Genomic DNA, 19,581 nt, shown 5'->3' with positions numbered 1-19,581 from the left:
CCAAGACACAGGCAACAACAGGAAAGAAAGGGTCGTTAGCTCAGTTGGTAGAGCAGTTGACTTTTAATCAATTGGTCGCTGGTTCGAATCCAGCACGACCCACCACTTTCTCTCCTAGCATCAAATGATGGGTCGTTAGCTCAGTTGGTAGAGCAGTTGACTTTTAATCAATTGGTCGCTGGTTCGAATCCAGCACGACCCACCATCATTTGAATTGCTAAACATATCTGTGTGTCACTTGATGGGTCGTTAGCTCAGTTGGTAGAGCAGTTGACTTTTAATCAATTGGTCGCTGGTTCGAATCCAGCACGACCCACCATCAAGTTTCAAACTCAAATATTCCTTTTTTAAATAATCTCCTCAGTACAAAACGCCAATGCTTATTGCGTTTTAAAGCGCTACTCGTCTCATTTTCACTTTGATCTGGTTTACCTAACCCCATGTAGTAGAACAGGTAAGCATAACTACGACTATTTAATTACCCTTATGTTGATTAGGTAGTGTGTAATTTTTATGACAGTTGGGTATAATCCGCACCCTTGTCGCAACAGAGATGTAGGTTAATGTCAGTAGCATTTCGAGTGGATCAGGTAGAGTACCCGTTCCCAGCAAAACCACAGCCATTATCAGAAGCACGTAAAGCTGAGTTAAAGGCTGAGATCAAAGCTTTACTTAAGGCCCGTAACGCTGTGCTTGTCGCACACTATTACACCGACCATGAAATTCAGGCACTCGCTGAAGAGACTGGTGGCTGCGTGGCAGACTCATTGGAAATGGCGCGTTTCGGTAGAGATGCACAAGAACAAACCTTAATTGTTGCTGGCGTTCGCTTCATGGGTGAAACGGCAAAAATTCTTAGCCCTGAAAAAACCGTACTAATGCCAACACTTGAAGCAACGTGTTCGCTTGATATTGGTTGTCCAGTAAAAGAGTTTAGCGAATTCTGTGACCAACACCCCGATCATACTGTAGTGGTTTACGCGAATACATCAGCGGCAGTAAAAGCGCGCGCTGACTGGGTAGTAACGTCAAGCATCGCGCTTGAAATCGTTGAGCACTTAGATAGCCAGGGCAAGAAAATCATTTGGGGCCCTGACCGACACTTAGGCTCGTACATTGCCAAGCAAACGGGTGCCGACATGCTAATGTGGCAGGGCGAGTGTATCGTTCACGACGAATTCTCTGCGCAGAAACTAGCAGACATGAAAGCACTGTATCCAAATGCCTCGATACTGGTTCACCCTGAATCACCCGCAAGCGTGGTAGAAATGGCAGATGCAGTTGGCTCAACCAGTCAATTGATAAAAGCCTCGCAAACCATGGATAACGACACCTTTATTGTTGCTACCGATAAAGGCATCTTTTACAAGATGCAACAACTTACTCCAGAGAAGACGTTTATAGAGGCTCCAACGGGCGGTAACGGCGCCACGTGTAAAAGCTGTGCTCACTGTCCTTGGATGGCAATGAACGGCTTAGAAGCGATTAAGGCGTCTTTAACGGGCGAAACTGATGGTCATGAAATCTTTGTTGATGATGAGTTGCGTAAAGGTGCACTTATTCCACTTGATCGCATGCTTAACTTCTCAGCCGAGTTAAAAGCGAAAGGCGGGCTATAAGCGCACGTTTTATAAGCACTTGCTGAATATTTTCCAGCAAGTTCTTGATTAAGCGCGCGGCTTTACCTACTATACGCGCGCTCAAGGGTTTTCGTCGTTGAAATCTTCTTGATACAAAATTTGGAGAGATGGCTGAGTGGCTGAAGGCGCACGCCTGGAAAGTGTGTATACGTTTATAGCGTATCGAGGGTTCGAATCCCTCTCTCTCCGCCAAATACTGAGAACCGGCTTTAGGCCGGTTTTTTTGTGCCTACCGATCAGCGCTGGATGATGCGCGGATACTTTTCGCTTACGTAAAAAGAAACCCGCTATGAAGCGGGTTTCTTTTTAAACGCGTTTGTTGCGACGCTGGTATGCTAAAGCTAATGGCTTTTCATCTGTGATGTCGCGCCGCTGCTAATTACTTCGCAATTTGCTGGTGAAGCTTGATTAGGTCAGGAAGCTTTTTCGCGTAAATCGCTTTCTTTGTACCTGGGTGAAGTAATTGGCTCACGAACGTGCGTAGGAAGCCAAGTACAAACGTTTGAACGCGGTCAGCGTCTGCATCACTTGGGTTAGCAATAAGCTTTTCTGTCTCCGCTTGTACTTTATGTACAATCGGGTCCATGGTGTCTTTTCCAGAAACTAGGTCATTACCAGTCACAACGCCTTTGCCAAGCAAGTCTCTGACTGCTGAGTATAAATCAGCAGAAACAGCGTTAGACTGTCCCCAGTTCGCAATGTTGAATTCTTCAGCAATCTTATCTAGATCAGCAGTTGGGTCGTTCGACTTCAATAGGCTGTCGATAAGTTTATGGGCTTCAGTTTGTTTTACGGGTGTTGATAATTCTGACATGGTTACATTTAATGATTATGTGGGTGAGCGCGTTATAAATATTCTGCCAGACAATGTCAACCCGTTTGCCGCTAATAGAGGCAAGAACGGGAGAGGAGCTTGCTAAGTCATTATGTAAACATGACGAACCAAGCTCCGAAATTGCACCGAATTAGTACAAAAATATTACTGAAAGAGTAGCTAAATAGTGAAAAGGCACCTGTTGCCAGGCACCTTTTATAAAATGGGTAAACGGGCTACGCGGAGATTCTATTCTCTTTGTCTACTTTATCTATCTTGCCTGTTCGACGTGCTGGGAAAGGCAACTTAATTGGACGTTTACCATTTAATGTAGCATGTTCTGATTTCACACTATAATTAGCGCTGTCTTTACTATGCATGCCCTTGGGTGTATCAGTTACATAGAAAAGCGGAGCAACAGGCTGTCTGTTTACCTCTAGCTGGTAAGCAATGACTTTGTTTTCGGTTTCTAAAAAGGCACTTCCAGCTTGCTTACCGAGCTTATAATCATGACGAAGTTGTGCGTCTGTACTACCTAATAATTTACTTTGAAGCTTATCTGACGCAAAAATTTGAATAACCTCTACGCCTTCTGGCGGGTTTTCGATAAACGCCAGTTCTTTTTGATACGCTTGTTCGTGTTGCAGCAGATAGTCGATGGTCTTTGGGCACGTGCCCGTTGCGCACATTACCGCGCTTAACTTTTGTAGCCAAGGCGACTGTACTTGAAAGCCTCTATCCACGGTGCGAATAACTACGATTTTCGTCGCGCCGCGCTTGTACGCTTCGGTAACAGGCAACGGTGCAGCCAAACCACCGTCTAGATAAAAATCGGTATTGGCTGCCTGTTTTGTTTCGACGTCAATGTGCAGCGGTACGCCCTGTTTATAAAGTAAGGGAAGGGCGCTCGAAGCCTTGATAAGATCGACCCAGTTGTGAGTACTTTTCATTGGATCGAGAAAATACGCCCGTCTGTCTCTGGAATTTGTGGCAGTAAATAAAATCTCTCTGTCCGCAACATTAGCCTTCGCAGTATCAAGATCAAGCAAACGGTTCGCTTCTTGTGTTTTGTCAAAATACCAATCTAAATCGACAATATGCTTGCCCATTAAACCTCTTCCCATTTGGAAAAAGCGTTTGTGTCGAGTTAAGCCGCGAATAAGACGCTTTGCATAGCCTTTTTGACGCGCCACAAAACTCGTTAAGTTCTGAGAACCTGCTGATGTGCCAATAAGAATATCGAAAGGGTCGTGTCCGGCGTCTAACCATGTATCGAGTACGCCTGCCGTGAAAATTCCTCGCTGCCCACCACCTTCCGCAACCAAGGCAACTTTGCCATTGTTCGACATTTCAGCATTGCGTGCTTTTGAATAAGCGAGAGAAGGAGCAGATTGTTGACCCGACATGATAACCCTCTATTTGACCATGACTATAAATTGACTACTTGGTCTAATTGTAGGGAGATCACGACGCCGGAGAAAATTGAAAGAATAAATCGGACTAATAGGAAATAACTGATACTGAACCACTTTTTGTTATTTCATTGTAATTTTTGTGTTTACATTTTGATCGTTTAATCGCAGTCTAACAAGGTGTCGAAAGCTAAACTTTCATTGGGAGTCAATAATGAAAATTGCCGTGTTAGGTGCGGGAAGTATTGGATGTTATGTAGCGGGCTGCCTGTTAGCCTCTGACCCCACATTGAGCGTCGCTAATGCGCTTACGCTCATTGGCCGTCAGCGTTTATATGATGATATTACTGCAAATGGTCTTAAAGTAACGGATTGGCAAGGGCGTGAGCAGCTAACAAAGCCTGAGCATATAGCTTTTTCAATTGAGAACGATAGTTTAGTTGATGCTGACGTCATTTTGCTTTGCGTTAAAAGCCAAGATACCGAGCAGGCTGCTGCGATAATCAATCAGCATGCAAATCAATCAGCAGTCGTAGTCAGTCTTCAAAACGGAGTGGGTAATGCACACCTGCTTCGCCAGCACATAAAACAATGCGTAATTGCAGGTATGGTGCCTTTCAATGTTTTTTATAAAGGTAACGGCCATTTTCACTGTGGTACTGAAGGTAATATTGCCCTTGAAGACCCCAATAACCAATGTAGTGACATCATAAAAGCGCTTAACAACGCGTCGTTGCCCGTTACGGTTTATAACGATATGAAAGCTGTACAGTATGGCAAACTTATTATGAACTTGAATAACGCGGTCAATGCACTGTCGGGTATACCGTTAAAATCACAGCTAGGGGATAGGCAATATAGGTTAATTATGGCAAAGGTGTTGTCAGAGGCGTTAGCTGTACTAAAAGCGGAAGGAATTGCACCAGCAAGAACCGGTAAGGTCATTCCCAAACTGATGCCAAAAATTATGAAGCTACCTAATTTTTTATTCAATTTGGTGGCTTCTTCTACGCTTAAAATAGACCCCGAAGCACGTTCATCAATGTATGAAGATTTGGCGCTGGGGCGACGAACGGAGATTGATTATTTGAACGGCGAGATAGTCAGGCTAGGTGAAAAAAATCACATAGCTACGCCAGTGAATAAGCATATTGTTAACCTGATCAAACTTCATGAAGTTGCTCAAAAAGGAAGTCCTCACTTACCGGCAAATGCTCTACTGGTAAAGTGACAGGTCGAACTAACTGCGTATTTCAACGTTAAATATTACAGTTTTGTGTCATTTTTATGTCAGAACACTTGATTCTTATACTAAAGTATATATCCTGCGCGCAAACTCCCGTTATATTTAGTGTGCTTTGCTTTTTCAAAATCGTTTTTCTTCTTGTCTTTTATTGAGTGCTTTATGGGCGTCGCTTTTCCATACGGCGGTTGTAGCGTCTGAGGTTGATGCCGAGCGCGAATCTAGCGCAACGTTCTCTCAATACAATGGCAACGGCCTTTCATTTCAAAGCGACAACAATACCTTCTCACTACGCGTGCGCGGTAGACTTCAGTTTCGCTATGCTAATCCCGGTATAAGCCAGCCTACCGAGCGTGCTGACTTTGAGCATAACGCCGGAAATCAATTTGGCGTTAACAGGGCGCGGGTCAAATTAGACGGTCACATTGGTTTGCCTTGGATTAAATATGGTGTGGAATATGATGCTGTCGATCAGCGCACCCTGACCGCTACACTATCTTTTGAAAAGTATGACGCGCTTCGGTTTAAGGTTGGTCAGTGGAAAGTCGAGTATTCCAGAGAGCGCAGTGTTAGCAGTGGCGGCCAGCAAATGATGGATCGTTCAATCATCAACAGAATATTTACGCTAGATAGGCAAATGGGGGCATCCCTGTTCGGTAATTTTGATGGCCCAGGCGCGGCCAATTTCAATTACTGGGTAGGAGTATTCAATGGCTCGGGCCGTGGTGATTATAGCAATCACGATGGCGAGAATATGTATACAGGGCGATTACAGTGGAATTTCTTAGGTGAGTCTGTCGGGTTTAAAAACAGTGACATTAAACGAACAGCTACTCCCAAAGCAGCTCTAGCAATAGCAGGGGCGAAGTTCAAAAGTCAGTTTACGCGTTTTTCATCGTCTGGCGCTGGTAATTTAGCCAACTTTAGTGCGGGCGAGATCGAAGGTCAGTACGACATTCAGCAGTTTGTGATTGATGGTGCCTATTTTTATAAAGGGTTTAATGCTCAAGCGGAATATCATGAAAAAGATATTGTGAATTTAGCGGACAACAATAGAGAAACTACGCTGCGCGGCTATTATGTGCAGGCGGGTTATTTTTTGAGTGAATCAATCAGCTGGTGGCCAGAGCCCCTTGAAATAGCTGCACGCTTCGGGACCTATTCGCCCCGAGACAGTGAACAAGGCGATCGCTTTTTTGAAAAGACGGTAGCATTCAACTATTTTTTTAACGGCCACGAAAACAAACTAACCGCTGAGGTAAGCAGGGTATCACTGGATCAGTTCGATACTGAAGTAGGGGACGAAACCATCTACTCTCTGCAGTGGGACGTCAGTTTTTAACTACTCACGCCGGGCGAGCAAGAAACTCACCTAGTGTGTTTACAAGGCGAGCCTTGTCTAAAGGCTTGCCCACATGGGCATCCATTCCTGCCGCGTGACAGCTGTCGATATCCTGCTGCATGGCGTTAGCCGTTAGGGCAATGATAGGGGTTTTTAACTTAAGTACATTTCTTATATGCCGTGTGGCACTAAGCCCATCAACTTCAGGCATTTGAATATCCATAAGTACCAAATCATAAGTGCACGTTTTCAATGCATCAATGGCCTTTTGTCCGTTTGATACATGTGTTAAATCTAAACGGAATTCTTCAAGAAGCGCTTTGATTACCTCAACATTAATGTCGTTGTCTTCTGCAAGGAGGACACGAGCGCCGTCTAGCGAAACGTGTTGCTGAGGTGTCTCAGACAGCGGAACCTCAATATCTGCTGCAACAGCAAATGTGACATTAAACGAAAAAGTAGAGCCTCGCTCTAATTCGCTTTCAAGCGTTAGTGAAGAACCCATTAGCTTAAGCAGATTATTACTGATGTTAAGCCCAAGACCTGTACCGCCATACTTTCTTGCTATGGAGCTTTCGGCTTGCGTAAAAGGTGTAAACAGCTTTACTTGGTTTTCTTTCGAAATACCAATCCCGTTGTCTTTTACCCAGCAGTGCAGGGTGCAGTGACTTTCGTTGGCTTCTACTGCGGATAATCCAATTTCTATAATCCCTTTATCAGAAAACTTGATGGCATTACTTATTAGGTTTGCCAATATTTGTTTGAATCTAAGTTCATCAAACATCAGATCATTTTTAAGGTTTTTGTCGATATGAAGCTGGAGCACCAATCCCTTGCGCTCTGCTTGGTCTGAAAATATGTCGACTAATGTGCACAGGCTTTCAGTGATGTCGTGAGGCCTGATAGCCAACGTCAGCTTGCCCGCTTCAATCTTCGAAAAGTCGAGTAGGTCGTTGATAAGTTGAAGCAGCATTTCAGACGCATTGACGATTTTCTTGGTGAGATCCTTTGCTTGCATATCTACCGCACGGTTCGATAATGTTTGTCCAAAACCAATAATGGCATTTAAAGGCGTGCGGATCTCGTGACTAATATTAGAAATAAACTCAGACTTTAACCGATTGTTCAATTCTGCTTTTTCTTTCGCCGTTAAGTAAAGCGCATTAGCCTGTCTTGATTTACTCAGTAAAATAAGAATGATAACAATTGTTACTAGCGTGAGTGTGATAAGTATGACGAGCAACGTGGAAAAAAGTGATTGGGTGCGCTGAGCCTCTGTTTTCAATAAAAGCGCTTCCTCGAATGCTTTATTCTCATTCTCAAGTTGATTTGCTCTGTCTTTCTCTTGAGTTATCTGATCAATTAAGTTGGCGCTTTTTATTAGTTCTAAGTCTTCATATTTCTTTGCATTCAAATAGGCTTCATGGAAAACCTCAAATTGTTTGAATGCTAGCGCGTGATCACCTTTCGCAGCGGTAATGTAGGCTTCTGTTTTATCAAGTTGAGCACGCCAAGTCGTTTGCTCGGCTTCGCGGTTTTCATCGTAGAGTTCACGTGCTTTATTAAGCGCGTTTGTCGCCTCATTAAGTTCTCCTAAACTAAGGTGGGCTTCCGCTTTTAAACGGTAAATTTCACTATTGTAAAAAGAAGATGAGAGAGGGTGCGAAAGAACAACATCAGAGAGCGTCAGCGCCTTTCTCAGGTTACCTGAACGGTAATAAGTTGTGGCGATACCGTAAGTGGCAAGGAACTCAGAATAGCTGATATCAATTTGCGAATCGAATTCAATGGCACGTTCAAAATAGTCGATGGCCTTGCTATAGTTTCCTAGATTTCTATACAGAATACCAATAGCGTAAAGGTTGTCACTGACCAAAATCCGTTGGTTTTTATCTTTGGCACCATCAAGCGACTTGTCATAGTAGGAAAGCGCAAGAGTATAAGCGCTGACTGATTGGTAGTAGTCTGCCACAATAGCGTAGTACAACGGTCTAAGCTCAGTGAGCTTATGCTCGGTAAGTATATCGTTTACCATGTTGATAAGCTCAGCGTTTGGTGAGAAAACCTGACCTTCGCTATAGGTCAATACTTGGTAAATGAGCGCGTAGGCTTTTACCCTTGGTGGAATATCAGGCGTTGCAACAACGCGATTAAAGTGCTCGTAGGCTTTGTCGTAGTCTGCTGAAATACCATACATTCTTGCTACGCCAGTAGCTATTGTAAGACCTTCACTCGAGTTGTCTTGTAACGCAACCAGCGAATTTAAGATTTTTTCGGAAGGGCGTTGATGTATTGAGAGTTGGTACTGGACATAAAGCGCGCCCACTTTTCTTTTTTCATCTTGCGTTAATGTGTCAGATAACAACCAAGCTTCAAGCCTTTCTATTGCTGCTCCTATAGGCATAGGCACTAAGGTTTCAACGTCCACTTTAATTTCGCTGACCTTGTCTAAGATAGATGCATGAGCGCTAATCGTTCCCATACACCAAGTTAGGGCAAGCAATAAAGCCAAACTAATAAAATGCTGCAAACTAAGTGACCTGAATAAATGCTGGTTGTCTAATTTTAAACGAATAAGCGCGTTTAGAATTTAATCAATAAGTCTAAAGTTGGTGATAGTATGAGCTCATCATTTTTAAAAAGAGGAGAGGGACATGCAAGAAAGCACCAAACTCAACTATGTCGAATTTGCATCTCTAGATATTAGCCGCTCAAAAGCGTTTTTCGAAAGTGCGTTTGGCTGGTGTTTTACCGATTATGGCAGTGAATACAGTGCGTTTAGCAATGCTGGCATGGATGGAGGGATTTTTTCTGCGGAACGTGTGATAAAGGCAGAAAGTGGGGCGCCTTTATTGGTGCTGTATTCCAATAACATTTCTGAATCGCAAGAATGTGTAGAAAAAGCAGGTGGAGTAATTACCAAACCGCTGTTTGACTTCCCGGGGGGCTGTCGCTTTCATTTTGTCGAGCCAGGTGGTAATGAGCTGGCTGTTTGGTCAGAGACAACTTAGTAAATAAAAGTATGCTTGGAATAGTTCATCGCTAAACACCACGGCAATCCGTCGTGCCTTAAATAAAAAACGCCTTGCTGGTAGTAATACAGAAAGGCGTTTTAATTTCTATTTAGTTAGCTAAAAGCTAACAGTTAGTTTTGCTCAAGCACAATGCGTAGCATTCTGCGAAGCGGCTCTGCGGCACCCCACAATAGCTGATCGCCTACAGTAAATGCCGAAATATACTCTGGGCCCATCGTCAATTTGCGAATACGGCCAACTGGAATAGATAGCGTGCCGGTAACTTTCGCTGGCGTGAGCTCTTGCATGGTCGCATCGCGATCGTTTGGAACAACTTTTACCCATTCATTGTGAGCCGCAAGAATCTCTTCAATTTCGCCTACAGGCAAGTCTTTTTTAAGCTTAAGTGTAATCGCTTGACTGTGGCAGCGCATAGCGCCAACGCGCACGCAAATACCGTCGATAGGTACTTCGCCGCCTTTAATGCCTAGAATTTTGTTTGCTTCGGCTTGGGCTTTCCACTCTTCACGGCTTTGACCTGAAGGTAGTTGCGAATCGATATAAGGGATTAAGCTACCCGCAAGCGGTACACCAAACTGTTCACTAGGGTAATCTGCGCTTCGGATAAATTCAGACACTTGCTGGTCAATTTCTAAAATCGCGGTAGCAGGGTCTTCAACCTTCTCTTTCACATTGCTGTGAATAGCACCCATTTGGCTAATAAGTTCACGCATATGCTTTGCGCCTGAGCCTGAAGCCGCTTGGTACGTCATTGGTGATGCCCACTCAACAAGATCTTTTTCAAATAGCCCTCCTAGCGCAAGCAGCATAAGAGATACTGTACAGTTCCCGCCAACGTATGTGCGAATACCTTCTTCAATGCCACTGTCAATTTCTTTACGGTTTACTGGGTCTAGTACAATAACCGCATCGTCTTTCATACGAAGCGCTGACGCTGCGTCAATCCAGTAGCCATTCCAGCCTGATGCACGAAGGTCATCATAAACTGCTTTTGTGTAATCACCGCCTTGGCAAGTAATAATGATATCTTGTTTAGATAGCGCTTCGATGTCGTGCGCATCTTCTAGAGTACCAGCATCTTTACCAGCAAAATCTGGTGCTGCACTACCTTTTTGCGAGGTAGTGAAAAAGGTGGGCTCAATGTGCGCGAAATCTTGCTCTTCTTGCATGCGCTGCATTAATACTGAGCCAACCATACCGCGCCAGCCCACTAAACCTACTTTTTGTTGTGACATTAAATTGAGAACCCTTGTTACTAAAATGAAAAGTACTTCATCACTTATGTTTGTAAAAATTGGTCAATACCCAGACCTTTTCATTAATTGGCGAGTATTGGAAAAACATAAAAGTGATGTCGAGCGCCGCGTGTCTAGCGCACTGGCGCAATACCTGTCGTTTTTATTTTTGTCTTTGCAGTCTAAGTGTTATTTATCCCGCTGGCTAGATGGTTTTTATAAATAATCTATCGCAGATATAAGCATTTTAAACACGATTAAAATGTAAGCTGTTTATTATATAGATTACCTTGAAGCTGCTTTAACGAAACCTGCGCTTATCTAGTTTAGGCATTATTGCTAACTTAATGTCAGGCAATTAATTGCAAGAAAGAATGAGTCAGAATTTTTTAAGAGAATTAACGGGTAGAGAGCGATAATGAAGACAGTATTGATTACAGGTGCCACTGATGGCATTGGTCTAGAGACGGTAAAGATGTTGGGCAAAGAAGGGCACAACGTAATTTTACACGGTAGAAACAACGCAAAACTTGAGAATATAAAAGGTGCACTAGAGGCTCAATTTCCAGGAAGTACGTTTGATACTATTCAAGCCGACTTAGCTTCGTTCGATGATGTAAGGAAACGCGCAAAGCAAGCTAGCGATCACCATGTGGACCATGAAATTGGGCAGTAAATACAAAAACAAGGGCCCTAAAATGGTATCGGTAAATCCGAAGTCGCTTTTGGGTAGCAAAATGGTGAAAAGTGCTTACGGTATCGCTGGGGACGACCTAAAGCTTGGCGCACAAATTTTTATGGATGCCGCTTTCTCAGAACGTTTTGCCAATGTAGAAGGAGATTACTTTGATAATGACCACAACACCTTTGCAGCACCACACCCGTTTGCCAATGACCCTTCTCATATTAAGATGTTAATTACCGAATTAGACGCCATCATCGCGGCGCATTAACCTTTTGATGCGCTGAAAAATTAGCTTCTCTATTTTATGCTTTTATTAAATAGACAAAAACTTGAAACACCTCGCTAGTGAAAAGTAGGCCTACAAATTGCTTTAATACTTGTAAGTAATCCCTCACAATGTGTGAGGGATTATAAAATGTTGAGATACGTCAGATGAATGATGTAGTTCTTAACATGGAAAAAAGTGAGGAAAGCATGCAGTACGATAGCCACAACAAATTTGCTACGACAACCGTATTTTTACACTGGCTGGTGGGATTAACCATTATCGGGTTACTCGCTACCGGCATTTACATGTCAGAAAATGGCGTTTATGCGCTTTATCCATGGCACAAGGCCATTGGCTTTATCATCTTATTTGTCGCCTTAGCCCGCATAATATGGCGTATGAAGAACGGCTGGCCGAACGCAGCTGCTAACTACAAACCGATAGAGCATAAGCTCGCATCTATCGTTCACTGGGTTTTGATCATCGCAACATTAATGATGCCTATATCAGGTCTGATGGCCTCGGTACTCGGGGGGCATGGCTTATCAGTTTTTGGGTTAGAAGTTTTTGCGCCTAACTATAGTGTTGATGACCCTGAAAAAACGCTGCCTATCAATTACGAGCTGTCTAAGCTGGGTGGAGCGATTCACTTCTATTTAGGATACACCGTAATTGTCGCTTTATCGCTACACATTGCTGGCGCACTCAAGCACCATATTATCGATAAAGACGGTACGTTAAAACGTATGTTAGGTAAAACAATTAGTGAATAATGTGTGACGCACTTAGATACGCCGTACTATTGAGCGATTAATAGCGCGAAGATGAAAAAAAAGCCGAGTTATCTGATAACTCGGCTTTTGTATGTTAGAAAGGCGCAAAACTACCTTTTTTATTGTTGGCCCCCGCGCAGTGCATTAGGCATGAGCGAAGAAGGCGCTAAAATTACAACGCGTAAGAGTATTGAAAGTAGAATGCTAGTGAAGTATTAGCATTTTATTCTATATTCTCATCGTCGAGCCGGAATTAGTCGGCAAAGATAAGATAGTCGTCAGGTGAGGCTATCTTATTTTGTTTTGCTTTATACATGGCAATATCAGCGAGTTTTATCAATGCATGCATGTTGCTACTAGTTTTAGGGTAGAAGGCGACACCAACGCTCATAGAAACCACAGTCGGCTTGCTATCGTTATTAAAATAAAAAGGTTGTTTAACGCCAGCATTCACTTTCTCTATAACCCGTTTAACCGACGCTTCATCATCAGCTTGCAGTAACAACATAAATTCATCGCCGCCCCAACGTATAGCGACATCGTTCTTGCGTATTTTTTCTTTCAATTGCTCAGCAACAAAAATGAGAACCTCGTCACCCGCATCGTGACCGTAAATATCATTTACCGCTTTAAATCCGTTCAGGTCGATCAGTGCCAACGCAAACTGATGCTCCTTTCTCATAAGTTTGGCTATGAGCTTTTCACCGCCATTTCGATTGTAGATACCTGTTAACGCGTCAAAATCTGCTTGTAGGGCAAGCTTTTGTAACTCTTGTCTACGACTCGATATATCATTTAACGTAAGCTGGTAGTAACGTTCACCTTCTTCTGTCAGTAATGGGCTGGCAATAAGTTGAACCCAAATAGCACTGTCATTTGAACTACTCTTTAGCTTGTACTCTCCTGTCGCAAACTCGTTCCGCGCGAAGGCTTCTTTAAGTGCCGCTTTCATTGCCTCTGGTGTTTCGAATAGTTCGTCTAACAGTTCGCCATAGCCTTGCTTTATTCCAAGCTCCGTCTTCTCCACTAAATCATTAAACGCGTCGTTTCGTAGCGCTATAGTACCATTCTGGGCCATCAACACAATTGCAGTTTTGGCGTTCTCAAACAGCATTCTAAATCGCTTTTCAAGAAACTCTATTTCTTCTCTTAGCTGACGTTCCTGCGTGAATTGCTCTTCAACTTTATTTAGCAGTTGGTTGGTGTCATAAACGAGTTTACCTATTTCACTGCGCGAGTGATATTTCGGGGTTGGGATCCTCTGTGATGTTCCTGGCGTGATTTGGTGTAAAGAGCGGCCTACTCGTAACATAGGGGAAATAATAATGTAGTAGGTGATTATCAACGCTACTATGCCAACTACCAAGGCTTCAGCGTACAGTGAGTAGCTGTTGTCGATACTGGTTTTTTCTGCTTGGTTAATGATGTACTCGAAATTAGGATAAACGTTAACTTCAGCTACTGCCTCTTCCGGCATAAAGGGGTGCCTAACCACAAATACTCGGGGTTCAGTGTTTTTATTGATAGCTTCAGTCACATTCGTTTGATAGTAAAGGGCCTCGCTTTTTATAGAGGCCGCTAGAATTTTGTCAGTTTTAACTAAACCATTAATGGCTTCTTTGGCTAAGTCTTCATCTTCTAAAAAAGCCGCGATGGATGCGGTTGCAGCTACGGTTTGATAAAGCTCTTCTATATCCCTATTAGCTTCTTTTATCTCGTTTTCGTAAGTCACGCGATAAAAGAATTCAGCGGTAGTAAGCACTACCAACATTGCAGCTACGACTAAAAATAGCGAGAAACGAAACCCTAGACCTTGTATGTTAATCAAAACGATACACTACCTTCATACTGTCGGTCACAGTCGACTCATATACATAAGCTAGCGCCGATTCATCTTCTTCAAGCCTTAGCTTGATATCATCAAGGGTTTGCTCCACCGCAGGAGGTTTAACGCGGCCAGAGAATTTAAGTCGCGACCAATAGGCATTAACCCTTGCAAGAGGAAGCCCAACTAAAGACTTATAAAACTGACTTTTCAATTCGGAATCTAGTTCTATATCAATCGGCGTGGCTTCTTTTCCATTTGGGAACGCTGAGTATTTACCCATAAATAAATCGATTAAGCCTTTTTTATCCAATACCTGTAAATCGTTATTAAAGTTAGTGACAACGACAATTTTTTCTTGCGCTTGCGCCATAAATGTAAAGCTTTGCGTTAGAAATGCTAAGGCAATAATTACGGGGAAGCGTTTAAACAAATTCATGTTCATCCCCCTTAAAAGCTAAAGCTTAAAGCGAGGAACAGGGTATGCGCTACCCCGTCTTCATCGTCAACGACTAGACCATCTCTGGCGCGAAGCCCTGTTCCTCTTGCTTTAATATCAGATCTCTCAAGCTGCACTTTAAAGGCAAGATTTTCTTTCAGATCCCATCGCCAGCCTACAGAAAGTGACTGTTGGCGATGAGCAAGCGTACTTGCTACTTCTTCTACGAAGATAGCTAACTCGGCGGTACTTTCGTTTATTGGAAACCCTGGCTGTTCTTGACTAAGATAGTACGGATCTGTTTCTGCAAAAGAATACAGCGCATAAAAGGTGTGGGCACCATAAAGGTAGCTGACGTTGAGAAAGCCGTTAAAAGAGGGCCTAAGAGCGATAGAGTCTGAGTCTATATGAGATAGCTCTCCGGACAGTACCCAATCGGCTAAAAAGCGATTGAAGTATACGGACGTATATTGAATGGTAGCGCCTCGTAAGCTTAATGAATCGGCAAATGCGTTGGCACCACTCCAAAAAGGTTGTAATTGTGCCACTGAAGTAGCGACAAATGCTGAGTCAGCATTGTCGTTCTCTGCTTCAGTCTGCGTGTGCTTTAAGGCTACGCTCCAATCAAACGCTAAAAACTCAACGCCGATAGAGCGCAAATCGTTAAATTTAATTGGGAAGTAATCGCCACTGGTAAAATCGGCTTCTCCACTACCCCAAAAGCCTTTTATCGACAGGTTAAAGTCGCTAAAGGGGGTGGTGTAACTTATGTCGCCACCGTCGAAACTTCGAGCTGGAACAATACCGTAAACTTCGGTAGGTACTTTTACCCAAGGATAAGCGATAGAAACATCTCTAGTGTCACTAAAGTGGAAAATATCCGCGGCTAATCTACCCGCTCTTACTTGCCACGCCGGTGAGATGTCGTACCGAAGAAAGGCCATTTGAGTGATGGAACCGATATTTTGTTCATCCTGCTCTCGATAAACAAATTGCCCTACAAAGTCGAGCTTGCTTGTCACACTGTAATCAAGCTGCACTCCAATTAAACTCAACGGCTTAAATGCAAAGCCATCCTTTTTAGCAAATTCTGCTTGTGAACGGTCGGTACGAAATTGATACTTGTTGGTATCAGCGGTGGCCGTTGCCAGCGTACCAAAGCCGCTAACCTCTAATTCATTTTGTTCTGCTGAGGTGTTGTTAGCCAGAAGCAAACTGAAGATGGCCGTGAAGAACAAGTACGGCTTTTTCATCATTTTTTACCCAATTTAAAGTCTATGATCAATGTTGCCTAAAACAAGATGTGATGACAATTTTACTTTAGTACAAGCATAGTAGAGAAACTAAGAAGTAACTGAAAAATTGCGTTATTTATTAAATAATAAACTTGAAGATGAAGCCTGTTTGATTAATACCATTTTACACTACAATACCGTTTAGCTTTTCATCCCAATAAGGTGTGCCGCTAAAACGTTCAGCTAAGAAATCAATGAATGCGCGAACTTTAGGCGCTAATAAACGGTTACTAGGGTACACCGCCCATAGTGCACAATCTGTGGCTAAAGGATAATCTTTCAGTATTTGAATTAATTCGCCACTATCTAAGTGAGGGTAGCTGCACCAGGTAGCCGTAAGGGTTATACCGCAGCCTTGAATGCAGGCATCGCGTACCGCTTCACCATTATCCATACGCAAGTGATTAGGCGTTTTTACCGATGTAACCCCATGAGCTCCCTTAAAGTCCCACACTTCTAGCCCGGTAAGGTTTACTATTTTGTGATTTTTTAAATCAGATGGTGTTTCAGGTACGCCGTATTTATCTATATAGCTTTTGGCAGCGACAATAATACGTTTGTCATCAGCGAGTTTTTTCGCGTGTAAATTACTGTCTTTTAATTCGGCATCGCGAATGGCAACATCAAAGCCACCTTCTACCACATCCAAAATACTATCGCTAAACCGAAAGTCTATATTTAGCTGTGGGTATTGCTCTAAAAATTCAGGGATCGCAGGGACTAAATGCATTCGACCAAATGACGCTGGAGCGGTAACGCGTAATGTACCTTGTGGCGTTAACGCGCCGCTACCCACGGCTGCTTGTGCAGTTTCAATACTGTCTAACACTTCTTGCGCATGGGGCAGAAAAAGCTTTCCATCATCAGTAAGCGATACTTTTCGGGTGGTTCGATGAATAAGCCGAACACCTAGCGTTTCTTCCAGTTTACCAATATGCGCGCTCGCCACAGCTGGTGAAATATTGAGTTCACGCCCCGCCAAACTAATATTGGCCGTGCTCGCAATACGCACAAAAAGCCTAAGGTGTTCTATGTTCATTTTGATTATCAATAAAATCTAAAAACTGTTTGCCTTTATAGCCTAATTATCATCTTCATCTCTAGTGTTTATTATAGATTTCGCACCTATACAACAGGCTTTAAAGGAGCTTAATCATGAAAGCGATGGTAATAAACGAATTTGGCGGTTCAGAACAATTTACACAGAACGATATTGCAGAGCCTTCTGTAAAGGCTGGTCACGTAGTTGTGCGTATTGCAGCAAGCAGCGTTAACACAATCGACATGATGATTCGTCAATCGGGTGCTGACTTACCCTTTGCTCCACAGTTACCTAATGGGGTCCTGGGAATGGACTTCGCGGGCACTATTGAAGCTGTTGGTGAAGGCGTAACAGAATATAAAGTAGGTGATGAAGTCTACGGCTGTGCCGGTGGTCTTGGCGATTTACAGGGTTCACTTGCCGAGAAAATGCTGGCCGATGTTCGTCTTATTGCACATAAGCCTTCGTCTCTCTCTATGAAAGAAGCGGCAGCGATCCCTCTTGTTGGTATTACCGCGTTTGAGGGCCTAACTCGCGCGCTTATCGGTGAGGGGCAAAAAGTACTAGTTCATGGTGGTGCAGGTGGAGTAGGGCATGTAGCAGTACAACTCGCCAAGCATATGAAGGCTACCGTATTTGCGACGGGGGGCTCTGATGAGCAAAAGGACATTATTGAATCTTTAGGTGCAACCTACATCGATTTCCGCAGTGAGTCAGTTGAAGACTATGTTAGTAAATACACAGATGGTAGCGGCTTTGACGTGATTTTCGATACGGTCGGTGGTAATAACCTTCAAAACTCATTCGCTGCTGCAAAATTAAATGGTCAGATTTCGACGACTTTATCTTTGTTAGAGACCGACTTGTCGCCTGTTCACTTTAGAGGGCTAAGCCTTAATGTAGTGTTTATGTTACTACCTATGATCCACAACGTGGGCCGTGAAGCGCATGGTGAAATTCTTAAAGAGCTGGCAAGAATTGTAGATGCAGGAGCACTTAAACCGATTATCGATGCTGAAGACTATACATTTGAGCAAATCGCACAGGCTCACGATCGTTTGGCAGGCGGTAAAGCAGTAGGCAAAGTCGTCGTAACCGTAGACTAGTTTTATCCTTTGAGGTTTGAGTAAACATACTTCCCGTAGTGCTTCCCTTAGCACACCCTTCGCCGCAGTAACCTTTACTGCGGCTTTTTTAATTTGTAACTTTTATCTAAAAGAGTTGGTTCACAAAAGTCAGTGCTATCTACATAGTTTAAATGCTTTATAATTCTTCCTGCAAAGGAGAAATAAATGTGAACGAATATGCTCGGTATTTTAATGGCTATCCTTCAACTATTGTAGAACAAGCCCTACAGCTAATTTCGGACAATCGGCTAAATAGTTACTTGTTGAAAAAATATCCCAAAGCCCATGATATAACTACAGATAAGCTGCTTTACCAGTACGCGACTGATTTTAAAAAGCAGTACTTAAAAAATGCGCCGCCATTTGGTCGGGCAGCATTTAAGAAACAAGGAGATATGGTTACCAATGCGTTAGGTACGCATACTTACCGTATCCAAGGTAAAACGCGCAAACACGACTTAGCTATTAACAACGATTTGCTCTATGCACCAGAGCCTTTGTTAAAAGCACTAGTAGTTCATGAGCTGGCGCACTTTAAAGAGAAGGATCACAACAAAGCTTTCTATAAACTTTGTTGCTACATGGAGCCTGATTATCATCAGCTTGAGCTAGACTTGAGGTTATTCTGCGTTGCGGTAGCCATGGGCGATAACCCATATGTTTGATGCCAATACTCGGCCAGTATTTATTTGAAAATGTTATGTGTCGGACTACTATGATAATTTTCAAAGCTAATGCCTAGAGCTGAGATACTGAGTAAAAATACTGTGTCAAAAAGCTGAGCTAATATCCTGAGTTAGGGCTACCATTTATAATCGTTTGAGCCTAATGCTAATGCGAAGAAGTAGAGTGAAAGTAAAAAGGAGACTTGATGAGCATTGCTAATATTATGTCTACTCGTGTAGTCAGTGTGCACATGGACGACAGCTTGCAGTCATTAAGAGAACTATTCGCAGCAACGGGGTTTCATCATTTGGTTGTGGTTCACGATAATAAACTTCAGGGCATTATATCTGATAGAGACTTAATGAAATCAGTTAGTCCTTTCGTCGACACGTTAAGTGAGCGAATGCTTGATCGCGCAACGCTTGATAAACGTGCTCATCAAATAATGACCCGCGAGGTGATTACGCTAAATCCCACTGATTCAGTATTCGCGGCCATTGAACTGTTCAATTTACATAAAATTTCCTGCATTCCCATCATTGATAAAGATAAGCACCCAGTTGGCATGGTGTCGTGGCGAGATGTAATGAAGTTTATGCAAAGTAGGGTAGAGGCCAAGCGCTAATTTGCCGCGTTTGCATCAATATCGGCTCGTTTGTGTTTATATCCGCACGCTTATGTTAATAGTATAAATATGTCTAAAAAGACGTGGCCTCTCTACCAGCGTTCATAAATATTCT

General features: G+C 43.1%; 16 protein-coding genes, 4 tRNA genes and 1 pseudogene. 13 read left to right on the top strand and 8 right to left on the bottom strand.

The window, feature by feature from the left end; all coding sequences use genetic code 11:
- Positions 1–29 precede the first annotated feature (29 nt).
- From AC27KT_RS00555 to AC27KT_RS00535, 5 genes are all read left to right on the top strand, one after another.
- Positions 30–105, top strand: a tRNA-Lys gene (locus AC27KT_RS00555).
- A 24-nt stretch (positions 106–129) separates the two neighbouring features.
- A tRNA-Lys gene (locus tag AC27KT_RS00550) sits at positions 130–205 on the top strand.
- Between the two features lie 38 nt (positions 206–243).
- A tRNA-Lys gene (locus tag AC27KT_RS00545) sits at positions 244–319 on the top strand.
- 244 nt (positions 320–563) lie between these two features.
- The gene (gene nadA, locus AC27KT_RS00540) at positions 564–1,619 is read left to right on the top strand and encodes a quinolinate synthase NadA (RefSeq protein ID WP_487126511.1); all 1,056 of its coding nucleotides are present in this window, start codon (positions 564–566) and stop codon (positions 1,617–1,619) included.
- A gap of 122 nt (positions 1,620–1,741) precedes the next feature.
- Positions 1,742–1,832, top strand: a tRNA-Ser gene (locus AC27KT_RS00535).
- A 187-nt stretch (positions 1,833–2,019) separates the two neighbouring features.
- On the opposite strand, the gene AC27KT_RS00530 is transcribed toward AC27KT_RS00535, so the two are convergent.
- Together AC27KT_RS00530 and AC27KT_RS00525 are read right to left on the bottom strand one after the other, a co-directional pair.
- Complete coding sequence (locus AC27KT_RS00530; RefSeq protein WP_014976038.1) at positions 2,020–2,454, bottom strand: hypothetical protein; 435 nt, start codon at positions 2,452–2,454, stop codon at positions 2,020–2,022.
- A gap of 236 nt (positions 2,455–2,690) precedes the next feature.
- The gene (locus AC27KT_RS00525; protein ID WP_487126509.1) at positions 2,691–3,860 is read right to left on the bottom strand and encodes a patatin-like phospholipase family protein; all 1,170 of its coding nucleotides are present in this window, start codon (positions 3,858–3,860) and stop codon (positions 2,691–2,693) included.
- Between the two features lie 220 nt (positions 3,861–4,080).
- Here AC27KT_RS00525 and AC27KT_RS00520 point away from each other — a divergent pair, with 220 nt between their 5' ends.
- Together AC27KT_RS00520 and AC27KT_RS00515 are read left to right on the top strand one after the other, a co-directional pair.
- Positions 4,081–5,097, top strand: coding sequence for a 2-dehydropantoate 2-reductase (locus tag AC27KT_RS00520; protein ID WP_487126507.1), 1,017 nt, complete (start codon positions 4,081–4,083; stop codon positions 5,095–5,097).
- Between the two features lie 163 nt (positions 5,098–5,260).
- A complete protein-coding gene (locus tag AC27KT_RS00515; protein WP_487126505.1) occupies positions 5,261–6,451 on the top strand; it encodes an OprO/OprP family phosphate-selective porin in 1,191 nt (396 codons plus the stop codon).
- 4 nt (positions 6,452–6,455) lie between these two features.
- Here AC27KT_RS00515 and AC27KT_RS00510 read toward each other — a convergent pair whose 3' ends face one another.
- On the bottom strand, positions 6,456–8,981 hold the full coding sequence (locus AC27KT_RS00510; protein WP_487126503.1) for an ATP-binding protein: 2,526 nt from the start codon (positions 8,979–8,981) through the stop codon (positions 6,456–6,458).
- A gap of 124 nt (positions 8,982–9,105) precedes the next feature.
- Between AC27KT_RS00510 and AC27KT_RS00505 the strand changes: the two genes are divergently transcribed.
- Positions 9,106–9,462: a VOC family protein gene (locus tag AC27KT_RS00505; protein WP_487126501.1), complete on the top strand. Its 357-nt coding sequence runs from the start codon at positions 9,106–9,108 to the stop codon at positions 9,460–9,462.
- Positions 9,463–9,596: 134 nt separating this feature from the next.
- On the opposite strand, the gene asd is transcribed toward AC27KT_RS00505, so the two are convergent.
- Positions 9,597–10,721: an aspartate-semialdehyde dehydrogenase gene (gene asd / locus AC27KT_RS00500; RefSeq protein ID WP_487126499.1), complete on the bottom strand. Its 1,125-nt coding sequence runs from the start codon at positions 10,719–10,721 to the stop codon at positions 9,597–9,599.
- A 415-nt stretch (positions 10,722–11,136) separates the two neighbouring features.
- On the opposite strand from asd, the pseudogene AC27KT_RS00495 reads away from it, so the two are divergent.
- Together AC27KT_RS00495 and AC27KT_RS00490 are read left to right on the top strand one after the other, a co-directional pair.
- Positions 11,137–11,674: pseudogene (locus AC27KT_RS00495) on the top strand (SDR family NAD(P)-dependent oxidoreductase).
- A 164-nt stretch (positions 11,675–11,838) separates the two neighbouring features.
- A complete protein-coding gene (locus tag AC27KT_RS00490) occupies positions 11,839–12,447 on the top strand; it encodes a cytochrome b (protein ID WP_487126497.1) in 609 nt (202 codons plus the stop codon).
- Positions 12,448–12,700: 253 nt separating this feature from the next.
- Here AC27KT_RS00490 and AC27KT_RS00485 read toward each other — a convergent pair whose 3' ends face one another.
- The 4 genes from AC27KT_RS00485 to AC27KT_RS00470 all read right to left on the bottom strand — a co-directional run bounded on the left by AC27KT_RS00485 (position 12,701) and on the right by AC27KT_RS00470 (position 17,045).
- Positions 12,701–14,275: a sensor domain-containing diguanylate cyclase gene (locus AC27KT_RS00485; protein ID WP_487126495.1), complete on the bottom strand. Its 1,575-nt coding sequence runs from the start codon at positions 14,273–14,275 to the stop codon at positions 12,701–12,703.
- Positions 14,268–14,711, bottom strand: coding sequence for a hypothetical protein (locus AC27KT_RS00480; RefSeq protein ID WP_487126493.1), 444 nt, complete (start codon positions 14,709–14,711; stop codon positions 14,268–14,270). Before AC27KT_RS00480 ends, AC27KT_RS00485 begins: the two co-directional genes overlap by 8 nt.
- Before the next feature lie 11 nt (positions 14,712–14,722).
- Positions 14,723–15,967: a hypothetical protein gene (locus AC27KT_RS00475; RefSeq protein WP_487126491.1), complete on the bottom strand. Its 1,245-nt coding sequence runs from the start codon at positions 15,965–15,967 to the stop codon at positions 14,723–14,725.
- A gap of 163 nt (positions 15,968–16,130) precedes the next feature.
- On the bottom strand, positions 16,131–17,045 hold the full coding sequence (locus tag AC27KT_RS00470) for a LysR family transcriptional regulator (RefSeq protein ID WP_487126489.1): 915 nt from the start codon (positions 17,043–17,045) through the stop codon (positions 16,131–16,133).
- Positions 17,046–17,161: 116 nt separating this feature from the next.
- Here AC27KT_RS00470 and AC27KT_RS00465 point away from each other — a divergent pair, with 116 nt between their 5' ends.
- The 3 genes from AC27KT_RS00465 to AC27KT_RS00455 all read left to right on the top strand — a co-directional run bounded on the left by AC27KT_RS00465 (position 17,162) and on the right by AC27KT_RS00455 (position 19,466).
- The gene (locus AC27KT_RS00465) at positions 17,162–18,154 is read left to right on the top strand and encodes a zinc-dependent alcohol dehydrogenase family protein (RefSeq protein ID WP_487126487.1); all 993 of its coding nucleotides are present in this window, start codon (positions 17,162–17,164) and stop codon (positions 18,152–18,154) included.
- 188 nt (positions 18,155–18,342) lie between these two features.
- Positions 18,343–18,840 (top strand): M48 metallopeptidase family protein, encoded by a 498-nt coding sequence (locus AC27KT_RS00460; RefSeq protein WP_487126485.1) that lies wholly within the window; start codon positions 18,343–18,345, stop codon positions 18,838–18,840.
- Positions 18,841–19,046: 206 nt separating this feature from the next.
- Entirely contained in the window at positions 19,047–19,466 is a 420-nt protein-coding gene (locus AC27KT_RS00455) for a CBS domain-containing protein (RefSeq protein ID WP_487126483.1), read from the top strand.
- The last annotated feature ends 115 nt before the right edge of the window (positions 19,467–19,581 follow it).

The sequence above is a fragment of the Alteromonas sp. 5NW40-0090 genome (genome assembly GCF_057552975.1).
Note: the sequence above shows the minus strand (reverse complement) of the source record. Positions and strands in the feature narration are given on the sequence as shown.